Below are 13,311 nucleotides of genomic sequence, written 5' to 3' on the forward strand. Positions count from 1 at the left end.
ACCTAAACTGTAATTCAGTTGTTATCTGCAACTACAGAAACACCCCAATTAGCAATAGATGTAATCACAGGAATTAAGGTTTTACCAAAAGGCGTTAACGAATATTCTACTTTTAATGGTGGTTTAGAGGTGTAAACTTTTCTTTTTATTATGCACTCTCCCTCCAAAGTTGTTAGCTGCTAACTTAATGTACGCTCCGTAACTGTTGGCATTAATTTTCATTATTCTGAAGTAACCAGAATTATCAATTATACTTTACAAAACAAATAGCTAGATTATTTCTAAAATTAGAAAACGAAATATGTTTAAGACCATTTCATTTTTCTAATAAAAATGGAAATATTATATTCGTTAGCAGCAAATAAACTAGGTTTATTAAAATATTAAAAGTCTCATTTTAAAAGGAAACCTAAATTTATGAATTGTTTTTTTGCATCAAACAAAGGTGATAATAATTAAGATTCTAAACAGTTGGAAAAAGATAAAATTATAGAAAGACATTTACGTTTTCAAGACTTATTAATTAGTATTTCTACAAAATATATTAATTCAGATTTGTCGGATATCGATAAGTTAATACGTGAGTCGTTACAGCAGATTGGAGAGTTTGTTCAATCGGACAGAAGTTATATTTTTTCTTATGATTTTGTAAACAACACATGTTCTAACACTTATGAATGGTGCGCAAAAGATATTGAACCAGAAATAGAAAATTTACAAAATATACCTATAGATTATATCACACATTGGTTAGATGCGCACAAAAAAGGAGAAGCGTTTTATGTCGAAGATGTTAGCCTTTTGGAAGACGATGGAGAATTTGGTTTACGTGCCATTTTAGAACCTCAAGGTATAAAAAGCTTAATTACCATTCCTAAAATTAAAAACAACGAATTAATTGGCTTTATAGGTTTCGATTCGGTTAAAAGGTTAAATACCTATTCAAAAAACGAACAAGAGATACTTTTTGTTTATGCTAATATGCTTGTTAATGTTATTCAGAAAAAAGAATATGAAGAGCGTATAAAAGCACAGGAAAATAAAAAAGAAGAATTGTTAAAAAACCTATCTAAACAAAACGAAGAACTAAATGAATATGCACATGTTGTGTCACATGATTTAAAAGCACCACTTATTAATATTCATACATTAGTTAGTTGGTTTATGGATGATAATAAGGAAGCTTTAGATAAAAATGCATTTAAACCTTTAGAACAAGTATTGTTTAATGTAGAAAAAATGGACTTTTTAATTAAAGGAATTTTAGACTATTCTACCATTGATAAATTAGAACAAGAGGACAAGCTAATAGATTTTAATATAATACTAAAAGAAGTGTTGCAAACCATGTTAACACCAGATAATATTCAAGTTACTATTCAAGAAAACCTACCAAGTTTAAATGGTAATACATGGAGATTTAAACAGGTTTTTCAAAACTTAATTCAAAATGCTATAAAATATTCTGATAAGAAGAATGGGGTTGTAGAAGTAGGATGTGTTGAAAAAGATACCCACTATGAATTTTTTGTGAAAGACAACGGTATTGGTATTAAGGCCGATTATTTTGATAAAATATTTAGAGTGTTTACCAAACTAGAAAGTACAGGTTCGTCTTCTGGAATTGGTCTTTCTATTGTAAAAAAAATTATAAGTTATTATAAAGGTACTATTTGGGTGGAAAGTCAAGAGGGTATAGGGTCTACGTTTTACTTTACACTTTTAAAAACCACTTAATAAGATTTACTTTAAACATAATTTAGAGGTTATAAAAACAAAAAAAGGTTGTCTATATAAGACAACCTTTCTCTATTATACAAAAATCAAATTATTTTAAACTTTCTAATAATTTTTCTGCAACTAACTCTGAAGACGCTGGGTTTTGTCCAGTAATTAAATTACCATCTTGAATGGCATAAGCAGCCCAATTTTCTTTTTTAGAATAGATTCCTCCATTTTCTTGAAGCATATTCTCTACTAGAAATGGAACTACGTCTGTTAAACCAACAGCTACTTCCTCAGAATTTGTAAATCCTGTTACTTTTTTACCTTTTACTAATGGTGTTCCATCTGTGTTCTTAACACCTTTTAAAGCAGCAGGCGCGTGACATACAAAAGCAATTGGCTTTTCTTGAGTGTTAAATTTTTCGATTAAAGCAATTGAAGTTGCATCGTTAGCTAAATCCCATAATGGTCCATGACCTCCAGGATAAAATACGGCGTCAAAATCATCAACATTCATATCCGATAATTTGTTAGTATTTGCAATTTTAGCTTTAGCATCGGCATCTTTATCGAAACGCTCGGTAGCATCAGTTGCTGCATCTGGCGAGTCGCTACTTGGGTCTATTGGTGCAGCGCCGCCATTTGGTGTCGCTATTGTAATAGTTACACCTTTATCTAATAATGTGTAATACGGGTTTGCAAATTCTTCAACCCAAAACCCCGTTTTCTTTCCGGTATCTCCTAATTTATCGTGAGATGTTAATACAAATAATACATTCATATTGTTTTCTTTTTTTATTACTGATTTCACTTCCGAAACCCTTTCAGAAGGTGTTTCGCTTTTTTTGTTTTTACAGCTTGAAGCTGTGACAATAGTAAGCGTTAAGGCTAATGTTTTTAAAAGATTCATTCTTAAATTTAATAAGCCATTTTTACTATTTTTTCAACCTTGTCTGGTGATAATGTTTGGTGTTCGCCTAATCCTGTCCAACCCCGATCTGTAAAACGTTTTGAGATTTCTTCAGCAGTACCTTCATACGCTTTGGTGTAATCGGATAGTTTTGTGTCAATTCCCAATTCATGGAAAAAGTCTACTGTTTTCTGAATGGCAGCATAGGCCATATCATCTGTACTACCTTCAGTAATATTCCAAACACGTTCGCCGTATTGTGCTAATTTTTCTTTTTTAGCTTCAAAATTAAACTTGTAATGGCTAGGTGCAATAACGGCCAAAGTACGTGCATGATCGATACCAAATAAAGCCGTTAGTTCATGTCCAATAGCATGTACAGCCCAATCTGTAGGTACACCTTTTTGTATTAATCCGTTTAAAGCCATCGTACAACTCCACATAAAGTTAGAAGCCGCTTTGTAGTCCGTTGGGTCTTTTAAAACTTTAGGAGCAACTTCTATTAATGTTTGTAGAATACTTTCTGAAAAACGGTCTTGTAATAAGGCTCCAATAGGGTAGGTCATGTATTGTTCTAAAACATGTGTAAAAGCATCGGTAATTCCGTTTGCTAGTTGACGTTTTGGTATAGATGTAATCACTTGAGGGTCTAATATTGAAAACTCTGGAAATAAGCCAGGTCCGCCCATAGCCAATTTTTCTTTAGTTTCTGCTCTTGTAATTACTGCTCCAGAATTCATTTCAGATCCTGTAGCCGGAAGTGTTAAAACGGTTCCGAAAGGCATGCCTTTTTCGGTTCTAATATTTTTGGTTAAAATATCCCAAGGTGTATTACCATCATATATTGCTGCAGCCGATAAAAACTTAGTACCATCAATTACAGAACCACCACCAACGGCTAATAAATACGTGATATCTTTATCTTTTATAACCTGTAACGCTTCCATTAATGTAGCATATTCAGGGTTTGCAGGAATACCTCCAAACTCAGTAACATCTATACCAGCTAAAGCTGTTTTAACCTGGTTGTAAATACCGTTTTTCTTTATGCTTCCTCCACCATAAAGTAGTAATACTTTAGCATCTTGAGGAATTTCTTCTTTTACTTTTTCTATGGTATCCTTTCCAAAAATAATTTTGGTTGGATTTTTAAAATCAAAATTGTTCATCTTCTTTTTCTTTTTTAAAGTTAATTCTTATCAAACACTTCTAAAACCTCCTCAAAGGGACATTCCTTAAGATAGTGTTTAAATTTTAACTATCATTTTTCCTTTGTTTTTGCCTTCAAATAAATCAATAAAAGCAGTTGGAATGTTTTCAAAACCTTCAACTATAGTTTCGGTGTATTTTAATTTTCCTTCTAATAACCAACCAGCTAATTTTTGAATAGCTTCCGGGAATTTTTCAGCATAATTAGATACAATAAAACCTTGCATTAACGCACTGTTTTTAACCAAGAATGGTTGCACACTAATACTTTTTGGTAATTCAGTTTCATTATAAACAGAAATAGCACCACAAATGATAATTCGTGCAAATCGGTTAATGTTAAATAGTACAGCATCAGAAATTGGACCTCCAACATTATCGAAATAAATATCAACACCGTTTGGAGCTAATTTTTTAAGGTCTGCATTAATATCTTTACTCGTGTTATAATTGATACCTGCATTAAACCCAAATTTATCTTTTAGCATATCGATTTTCTCATCGGTTCCTGCAATTCCTATAACGTTAAGTCCTAAGATTTTTGCTATTTGCCCAACAACACTTCCTACAGCACCTGCTGCACCGGAAACTACAATCGTTTCTCCTGCTTGTGGTTTTCCTATTTCATTTAAGCCTAAATAGGCCGTTAAACCTGTCATACCTAAAACACCTAAATACGTGCTTAAAGGCGCTTTAGAGCCATCTACTTTATTTAACCCTTCACCATTAGAAACTTGTAGCGTAGACCAATTAAGCATTCCAGAAACATAATCACCTTCTTTAAATTTTTCATTTTTTGAAGCGACTACTTTTGCTACAACACCAGAATGTACAGGTTTATTCAACTCGAAAGGAGGAACATAAGATTTTGCATCGCTCATTCTACCTCTTAAATAAGGATCTACAGATACATAAGCTGCTTCTAAAAGGATTTCTCCTTCAGAAATTGTTAGTTGTGTATCTTCAGTAACAAATTCAAAATTTGAAACCGTAGGTTTTCCTTCTGGTCTGTTTTTTAATAAAATTGTCTTTCTCATAGCTATTTTTTTATTCAATTACAGTGACTAATTCTTCCATAGGTTTTCTAACCTTAACTAGATTTACTAACCAATCGGTATCTTCTTTTCTATAACCTAAAGGTAATAAAACAGCACTTCGTAAACCTTTTTCCCGTAGGCCTAAAATATCATCTACTGCAGTAGGATCAAAACCTTCTAAAGGAGTTGCATCAACGCCTTCAAAGGCGGCAGCAGTTAAGGCTTCAGTAAAAGCAATATAGGCTTGTTTTGCAGCATGGTTAAAGTTTTCTTCTGGATCTTTTTGAGGATACATCCCTAATAACATCTGACGGTAATTTTCCCATCCTTCGTTTTCAAACCCTCGAATGTCGTTGGTTAAATCGAACATGTGGTTAATACGATCTGCTGTATACGTATCCCAGGCGGCAAAAACAAGAAGGTGAGAGCAGTCTGTAATTACAGATTGATTCCAAGCTATTGGTTTAATTTGTTCTTTAACCTCTTGACTTTTTATAACAAAAATCTCAAATGGTTGTAATCCGCTTGATGTTGGTGCTAAACGTGCAGCTTCTAAAATACGTGCTATTTTATCTTCGGCTACTTTTTCTCCGTTCATAGCTTTTGCAGCATATCTCCAGTTTAATTTATCTAATAATTCCATATGTTCAATATTCTTTTGTTATGTGTTTTTGGATATTCTTTTTATTTCGTTTGAAGTAATAATGACTTCGGCATAAGGTGCACTATTGGCTAAGTTTATCATAGCTTGCGCAATAGCTTCTGGTTCTGTGATTTTGTATTGTTCTAGTTTACCAATAAATAAAGGTTGTAGGACTTTAAAAATGGCTAAACCTATTTTCTCGAGAGTACGCTGTTCTTGACGTACTCCTCCAATTAATGAAGGCCTTAAAATAAAGGTGTTTTTGATGTTTTGTTTTTGTACATCGCGCTCCATTTCACCTTTTGTTTTATTGTAAAACACGGCACTATTTGAATTTGCTCCTAATGCTGAAACCACTAAAAAGGTTTCTATAGCATTTTCCTTTGAAAGCTTTGCAGCTGCAACAGGAATACCATAATCTATTTGCTTATACACGCCTTTATTAGGTGTTTTAGCTTTAGTGGTACCAATGCAGCAGTAAACTTCGTCGGCTGTAAAAACGGCTCTAAATTGCTCCAGATCTAATAAATCGACTATATATTGTGTGACTTTTGCTGGTAAACCTTCTATTTTAGAACGCGAAAATAGTTTGATACTTTGGTAGGTGTTATCTTCTATTAATTTTTGAAGTAAAATGCCTCCAGTTAATCCCGTTGCACCTAATAAAATGGCTGTTTTTTTCATGTTATTTACAAACTTTTATACTGCTCCATGCAGATTGATAGGCTTCCTCTAAATGGGTTTTATCTAACTTAAATGCACCACGTTTTTGAGTGATCATTAAAAAAGACAACGGGTTTATGGAATACGCATATAACAAATAATCGGAAATAGGCTTAATTATACCTTCCTTTTTACCACGTTCCCAAAGGTCGAGTAGTGGTTGTAAGTGTTTAATACCTTCCTTTCTGCTTTCTTCATCTATCATTGGAGTATTATCACATTGTGCTAAAAACATGGCATGTTCGCTATCTTTTAATTTAAAATCTGCAATGCGTTTCCAAATGTGTTCAAATCCCGCTTCAATAGGTAAAGTTGTATCAAAATCCTTAAAAGCATAATTTGTATATTTTGCTTTAACCTCTATATAAGTTTGGTTTACTAAATCCTGCTTGTTTTCAAAATATAAATAAATGGTTGCCGGAGAAACGTTAGCCATTTTTGCTATTTTACTCATTGGGGTAGCATGAAAACCATTGTTGTTAACCAACTCTATAGTCGCTTTAACCAATGCATTACGTTTATCTATACTTTTTTGAAGTTTTGCCATTTTATTCTATTTCTTATGCAAATATATAAAAAAGTGAATGTTCATTCTTTTTTTTAACAAAGAATTATAAATTGACTTAAAGTAAAGACAATTAGGGCAAAAAGCTATACCAAAATTCTTTGAATACTAACGCGTAGGCGCGAAGCTAAATAATCAAAAAGGTTAATCCATGTTAATAATATAAGTTACGGCTTAACATCCAGCAACCTAGATGCATAATTGTAACCTATAGTGTAGGCTTTTTCAATGCCACGCTTATCTAAAATACCAATATCATCTAGATTATTTGGCGTAAATAACACATTGGGAATGTTTAGCTTATCTCTTACGTTTGCATGAAGCATCAATAGATTAGCGCGTTGTGAAAGCTGAAATGAGTTTTTAAGTTGATTTTTACCAACAGGTTTCAAAGCTGTGGTATAAGATCCAATAATAAATTGTGTTGTTGTTATTAAAGGTTCAACTGGAAAATTATTCATTATGCCACCATCAGCATACAAATTTCCCTTAATAGGAACGGGACTAAAAACAGGTGGTAATGCCGCTGACGCCAAAACAGCATTTAGTAATTCGCCTTTACTAAAAAATTCAGGTTCTCCGGTTTGTAAATTGGTAGCCACGATATAAAGTTGCTTTTCCAAGGATTCGAATGTATTATTGGGAAAATACTTTTCAAAGAATACTACATATTTGTTAGTATCAAATAATCCGGGTTTGTTAATGGTTAAAAGGTTGTATTTTAACAAAGGGGTTTCTTTAAAAAAGTAAAGCATATCCAAAGGCTGTATACCATTAGCATAAAGCGCGCCAACAACAGCACCAGCACTAGCGCCAGAAACAATATCTGGAATAATACCATGTTCTAATAAGGCTTTAATTACACCAATATGAGCAACGCCCTTAACACCTCCACCAGAAAGCACAAGTCCAATAGTTTTATTAGATATATCACTTAATTTTACCATGGAGCAAAAATATAACATAAATATTGTATTAAGCAGGCATTTTTGTGCTGGATAATTCAATATTAATTTCTGAACGATTAAAACTATATCCTAGGTGAAAAATTTGGCATTAATATGGCAAAGGAAGCTACTCAAAACCTATACATTTCAAATTATTCTAAAAAACCTCAATTAGATTGCTATAATTTCTAATGCTGTTTACCTCCTTCATTGCCGTTATTATAATTTGTTTCTTCGCCAATACCCATCCTACGTTTTTGGATTCCGATTAGTGGTCCGGCTAGAATTGAAGATAGAAGTGCTGCAAATACTATAGCTACGAAAATTGTATGCCCAATGAGTTGAAGTTCAAGTGCCAGGGTGGCTACTACAATTTCCATCGCACCTCCCGGAATGAAGGTGACCCCCATTAAAATTGATGTTTGTTGAGATTGTTTACCGAGTTTAGCTCCTAACCAAGCGCCTACAAACTTTCCGAATATTGCAACTGCACAAAAGATAAGCGTAGGCCACAGTACCATACCAGCTAAGAAATCAATTTTAAGACCAAGTGTAGCAAAGAAAAGCGGAACAAAAATGGCATGTAAAGTATCAGAAACACTTTTACGAAGATCTTCCGATACACCTTGAGCACTTCCTACGATAGTACCAGCAAGAAAGAATCCCAGAATTGCATGAATACCTAGCCACTGTGTAATAGCTCCACAAAGTAAGCCTACACTCACGATTAAGGTTTGTGCCGCTGCGGGTTGGGTTAATGACGTGGCTTCAACACGTTTTAAAGCTGAACTTAACATTTTAGCACCAAAAGTAGCACTTAAGACTACAAATCCTATGATGCCTAAAACCGAACTAAGTAATTGAACCGTACTCATTGTATGCGGTGTTACAAGTGATATAACCACAGTGAATAAGAACCATCCAAAAATATCATTTATAGCGCAGGATGAAAGAGCAAGTGATCCTTTTGGTGTATTGCTAATTTTAAGATCACCAAGTGTACGTGCAACCACAGATATAGCAGTTATAGAACCTGCTACTGACAAAAATAGCGCGAAAGAGAGTTCATTTGCCTTATCACCCCAATAAATAGGATCAAAAGTACTAAATATTGTAAATCCTATGGCAATAGGAAAAAGCACACCAACTATACCAATTAACATAGCTGCGCGACCACTTTTAAAAGCTTTTCTAATATCAACATGAAAACCCGAGGATAGTAAAAGAAAGAAAACTCCAAGCCAGGAAACGGTCTCAAGCATAGTGGATTGTGTTTGATCCAAAGGAAAGAGCCAGACCTGAAAGGAAGGTGAAACGCGTCCAAGAAGAGTTGGCCCTAATAGTATACCTGCTAAAATTTCACCAGCAATAGAAGGAACTTTAATAGCTTCACAAATAACACTAAGCGTTCTTGCGCACCCAAGTAAAATAAGGATTTGCACAAGAAATAATAGGATGTGACTTTCGTTAAGATAATGCATGTTTATACTTTTCTAGTGGGTTCTATTTCACTGAAATTACTGTATTAAAATTGGAATAATCTTATAAAGGTTCCTCTTCTATTTGCAATCGTGTTTTGCTAGCGCTAGTATTTTGGAATGTTAACCTAATTCATCAGTTTTAAAATGATAGTAATCTTACCATTAGTCATTAGGAATAATTTTTAGGCCTTTTGAAATGTAAGTAGCGGTGTCTTTGTTTGAAATGCTGCACTTTTGGTAATACTCTTATTAAATATTTTTTCAAACAGTGCCGTACGACGTGTAAACATTGCAACCATATCTGCATCTATACCTGACACATATTCGTTAATACCATTAATTACAGAATCATTTTTAATTTCTTTAGTCTTTATCTTTTCATAAGAAAACAATGTTCTAAGTCTATGTTCCTGATTTTGTAAATCGACATTAAAATTCTCATGTTCATTTATAATATGAAGAATTTTAATCCAAGAATTAAATAATTTCGCAAATGGAATTATTAATTTAAGTTCTTCTTCTAAGTTTTCTAGATCGCTCGAATAAACGATATTGATAATTCCCTTATATTGGGCATATTCAGGAACTGTAATAACAGGTATACTACTACTAGCAATAATACCAGCCGCATTACTTCCAAAAATAATTTTTTTAAGACCTGTAGCCCCTTTAGTACCTATACATATAATATCAATATTATTTTTCAATGCAAATGCTTCTACTTCTTTTTCTATAGAAGATCCATAAATTATATTAGTGGTTATTTTAACATGATCTCCATTCTCCTTTTTAATCTCTTTTAAAAGTTCATTCATGTCTTGTTCTGAACTGGTTTTGATCACTTCTCCTAATTTTTTAGAGCCAATACGAGCCATTGTCGGATTATAAGTATTTATAATGTGAAGTAATACTAGCTCAAGTTCAAAATCTTTACTTAGCCCTATGGCATATTGAATGGCTATTTTGGAAAGTTGAGAAAAATCTGTTGGAATTAAAATTTTCATAGTATTCGGTATTTATGGTTAATAAAATTAACTTTTAAAAAAGTTATATCACATGATATTTATCAGTTAGGACTGCTTAGGTAAAGGTATAAATAACTTACAATCCATTTTAAACAAATCATTTTGACCTATGAGAAAACTAGGACAGGTACATTTGTATGATTTACCATTTTTTTCGCTAGGCTTTTATCAAAAATACGCTCAATAAAGTTTCGTTTTCTAGTTATTAAAGCTAACATATCTGGTTTAGAACTGTCTAGAAGCTCCAATAATTTATCGTCTACATCATCACCATATAGGAGTTCAAAACTAAGATCGCGACTACCAATTACTTTGATTATTTCGGCCTCTAATTGTAAAAAATTTTCTTTTTCTTGTTTTAAATCTGTAAAATTATCATTTACATGAATTACCCTGAGATTTGCATCATAGTATTTCCTTATTTTCTTGATAAACTCAAGACAGGATTTATCTTTTAGGTGAAAATCTGTTGCAAAGACAATTTCAGATAAGTTATTAAACTTCGCTTTTTCGGGAATTGCCAAGACAATTGATTTTGGATTGCGAATGGTTTGGGTAGCAAAACTTCCAAATATTTTATTTTCAAGCCCATGCTTACCAATTGTACCCATTACAATCAATAGTGGAGCTAAATTTTCCATATACTCCTTAAGAAATAAGGACCGACCTTGTATAACGTCGTAATCACATTCCAAACCTAAGGTTTCTATTTCTTCTTTCCGTTTTGTTAACTTCTTTGTTGCTTGTTCCTCCAATAATTTAATTAAATTTATACGCATATCAGGACTTTCTTCGGCAGATGATAACGATCCTATCTCAATAGCATGAACCATTTTAATTTTACATTTTAGTGCTTTACCCAATGCAATTACATAAGGCATAGCATTATTGGCACAATCTGAAAAGTCTGTTGGATATACAATTAAATTTGAATTCATTTTTATGGATTTTATTTAGTTTCTGAAATCGTGTAACGCTAAAATTGGAATTGTAGAATAATAACCCAATTCTTTCATCATAGGTCTTCTTCTGGAAAAAATAGTACTAAAAAAATTGTGTTTTCTATTAATAAAAACAACCATATCAATCTCACGATTAGCCATAAAAGAATTAAGAGCCTCTTGTATTTCCATATCATGTAATGTATTAAAGGAGTATTCTAAGCCTTCAAAATAATCTTTCAAGAGTTTTTGGTTGTTCAGTTGATCTTCGTCTAGATGCTCTCCTTCGTCCAATACGTGTAAAATGCGAATTGCTGCATTTGAGATTTTGGCAATATCCACCAAGTATTGAAATTCTCTTCTTTTAAAATGAATTTTATAGCCTGTAAGAAAAACAATTTCCTTTATTCTCTTAAATACCGCTACTGCAGGGATAGCTAAAACGGGACAGTTCCTAATATGCTCCATGGCAAGTACAGTTTGGCTTCCATAGATTTGTACTCTAGAATCTATATTACCCTTGGTACCCATAACAACGATATCTATATCGCGCTTATCTATTACCTCCTTCATCATTTCTATCAATGGACCGCACTCTGAAATTATATGAAAATGATGATTAATAGCGTTATCAATACTCAAAAGTCTTTTAAGAACAGCCGATAAGCCTAAAATAGATTTCTGTTTAGATGCCTCTATATCTCTTTCTACAGACAATTCCATGGTATATGATTCTATATGATAGGTATTTAGGATATAAAAATCACAAACCTCTTCTTTGTATAAATTGATAGCATAATCAATGGCGTTTTGAGCATTTTTAGAAAAATCTGTCGGTAAAAGTATCCTTCTTCTCATAATAGGTAATTTAATAACAATGCACTTTCAATATATGTGTTCATCAAAGGTGGTACAATGATATCCATCATGTAACACACTACTTATCAAAGTTTTGTGCAATTGTTTTTAATTAAATATACAATTTATGTTTGTAGTTTTAAAAGCAAAACCTTTTAGAATACTTCACATACTTTTTAAATATTTGTTTAAAGAGGAATAGTTTGATTAAAAAATAAACTAATGTTAGAAATATTAAAAATGTATTATTAAATCCGGGGTGGCGAATGTTCTGAGATAAGCATTAACCATTTTAAACAAAATAAGCCATCTGTTTTAAATAAAATCGTTGAAAAGAATAAAAGATTTCCATTAATTTTGTGGTTTATAGACTTTACATAAATTCTGAGATTTGTTAGAAAAAAGGCAACAATTACCCCAAGAACACGTAATAGATACAGATTATTTCATTTACTGTTTAGAAGCAGTTGAAGATGTAGAAATAGATACCTTTACCGAAGCACAAAAAAAACTAGAACAATTAACCATGCAAGGTGGTGTAGCTAGTATTTATAAAACATGCGACACCATTGAAGGCTTAGAAGACAGTTTAAATGCATTGGTTTTAGGGGATCATAATTTTAAAGACTATGAAATAATTTACTTGGTTATAGCAGGTGAAGCAAATAGTATTTGTTTAAATGGCTATTTCTATAGTTTACAAGAAATTGCAGAAATTTTTGAAGGCCGATTACAAGGAAAAATTTTACATTTTTCGAACGCAAAGATTTTAGATTTAGACGAAGAAGAAGCACAATATTTTTTGGATATTACTGGTGCAAAAGGTGTTTCTGGATATGGTAATGCCTATCAAGGAATAACGAGCTCAAATCTTGATATAGCATTCTTTAACTTATTTAAAGAAGATGATAATATGTTAGATGTTGTTGAAGAGTTACATCAAAGACATTACAAAATGTGTAAAGTATTGGATTTCAGATTGTATTATTAAACAAGGCACTTATAAATTAACGGTGAAATAAGAAAGGGTCTACTTTGGCAAATAGCGTATTAAAAATACTCCGGATTTTGCCAAGAGCCAATGTTACAAAACGGCTAAAAACTCAAATATTCTTCATATCGATTATTGTTACTATTATTTTGTTTTCTCAAATTAGCCGACAGGGTAGCAAATATCAAACATTTTCCTAAATGTTAACTCAAATCATAAATTTACAAAGTTAATGACACACTCCTTTACGAATTAA

13 protein-coding genes and 1 pseudogene are annotated in these 13,311 nt (G+C 32.4%); 2 read left to right on the forward strand and 12 right to left on the reverse strand.

What is annotated here, in order from left to right; translation table 11 throughout:
- Positions 1-14: 14 nt before the first annotated feature.
- Positions 15-230: pseudogene (locus ABJM36_RS04605) on the reverse strand (winged helix-turn-helix transcriptional regulator); the annotation flags it as partial.
- A gap of 241 nt (positions 231-471) precedes the next feature.
- Between ABJM36_RS04605 and ABJM36_RS04610 the strand changes: the two are divergent.
- Entirely contained in the window at positions 472-1,737 is a 1,266-nt protein-coding gene (locus ABJM36_RS04610; RefSeq protein ID WP_348449655.1) for an ATP-binding protein, read from the forward strand.
- 91 nt (positions 1,738-1,828) lie between these two features.
- Here ABJM36_RS04610 and ABJM36_RS04615 read toward each other — a convergent pair whose 3' ends face one another.
- From ABJM36_RS04615 to ABJM36_RS04665, 11 genes are all read right to left on the reverse strand, one after another.
- The gene (locus ABJM36_RS04615; RefSeq protein ID WP_348449657.1) at positions 1,829-2,635 is read right to left on the reverse strand and encodes a type 1 glutamine amidotransferase domain-containing protein; all 807 of its coding nucleotides are present in this window, start codon (positions 2,633-2,635) and stop codon (positions 1,829-1,831) included.
- Between the two features lie 8 nt (positions 2,636-2,643).
- On the reverse strand, positions 2,644-3,804 hold the full coding sequence (locus ABJM36_RS04620; protein WP_348449659.1) for an iron-containing alcohol dehydrogenase: 1,161 nt from the start codon (positions 3,802-3,804) through the stop codon (positions 2,644-2,646).
- A 78-nt stretch (positions 3,805-3,882) separates the two neighbouring features.
- A complete protein-coding gene (locus tag ABJM36_RS04625; protein WP_348449661.1) occupies positions 3,883-4,881 on the reverse strand; it encodes an NADP-dependent oxidoreductase in 999 nt (332 codons plus the stop codon).
- Between the two features lie 10 nt (positions 4,882-4,891).
- Positions 4,892-5,524 (reverse strand): NAD(P)H-dependent oxidoreductase, encoded by a 633-nt coding sequence (locus ABJM36_RS04630; protein WP_348449663.1) that lies wholly within the window; start codon positions 5,522-5,524, stop codon positions 4,892-4,894.
- A gap of 18 nt (positions 5,525-5,542) precedes the next feature.
- Positions 5,543-6,208, reverse strand: a complete 666-nt coding sequence (locus ABJM36_RS04635; RefSeq protein ID WP_348449665.1) for an NAD(P)H-binding protein — start codon at positions 6,206-6,208, stop codon at positions 5,543-5,545.
- A 1-nt stretch (position 6,209) separates the two neighbouring features.
- Entirely contained in the window at positions 6,210-6,794 is a 585-nt protein-coding gene (locus tag ABJM36_RS04640; protein WP_348449667.1) for a TetR/AcrR family transcriptional regulator, read from the reverse strand.
- Positions 6,795-6,979: 185 nt separating this feature from the next.
- On the reverse strand, positions 6,980-7,777 hold the full coding sequence (locus tag ABJM36_RS04645; protein ID WP_348449669.1) for a patatin-like phospholipase family protein: 798 nt from the start codon (positions 7,775-7,777) through the stop codon (positions 6,980-6,982).
- Between the two features lie 170 nt (positions 7,778-7,947).
- Positions 7,948-9,240 (reverse strand): cation:proton antiporter, encoded by a 1,293-nt coding sequence (locus ABJM36_RS04650; RefSeq protein ID WP_348449671.1) that lies wholly within the window; start codon positions 9,238-9,240, stop codon positions 7,948-7,950.
- 182 nt (positions 9,241-9,422) lie between these two features.
- Positions 9,423-10,244: a universal stress protein gene (locus tag ABJM36_RS04655; protein ID WP_348449673.1), complete on the reverse strand. Its 822-nt coding sequence runs from the start codon at positions 10,242-10,244 to the stop codon at positions 9,423-9,425.
- A gap of 128 nt (positions 10,245-10,372) precedes the next feature.
- A complete protein-coding gene (locus ABJM36_RS04660; protein ID WP_348449675.1) occupies positions 10,373-11,203 on the reverse strand; it encodes a universal stress protein in 831 nt (276 codons plus the stop codon).
- 15 nt (positions 11,204-11,218) lie between these two features.
- Positions 11,219-12,064, reverse strand: coding sequence for a universal stress protein (locus ABJM36_RS04665; protein WP_348449677.1), 846 nt, complete (start codon positions 12,062-12,064; stop codon positions 11,219-11,221).
- A gap of 391 nt (positions 12,065-12,455) precedes the next feature.
- Here ABJM36_RS04665 and ABJM36_RS04670 point away from each other — a divergent pair, with 391 nt between their 5' ends.
- Positions 12,456-13,055 carry a DUF6642 family protein gene (locus tag ABJM36_RS04670; RefSeq protein ID WP_348449679.1) on the forward strand — a complete coding sequence of 200 codons (600 nt, stop codon included), beginning with the start codon at positions 12,456-12,458 and terminating at the stop codon, positions 13,053-13,055.
- Positions 13,056-13,311 lie beyond the last annotated feature (256 nt).

Origin of the sequence: Algibacter sp., assembly GCF_039977455.1 — a bacterium.
GTDB lineage: Bacteria > Bacteroidota > Bacteroidia > Flavobacteriales > Flavobacteriaceae > Algibacter_B.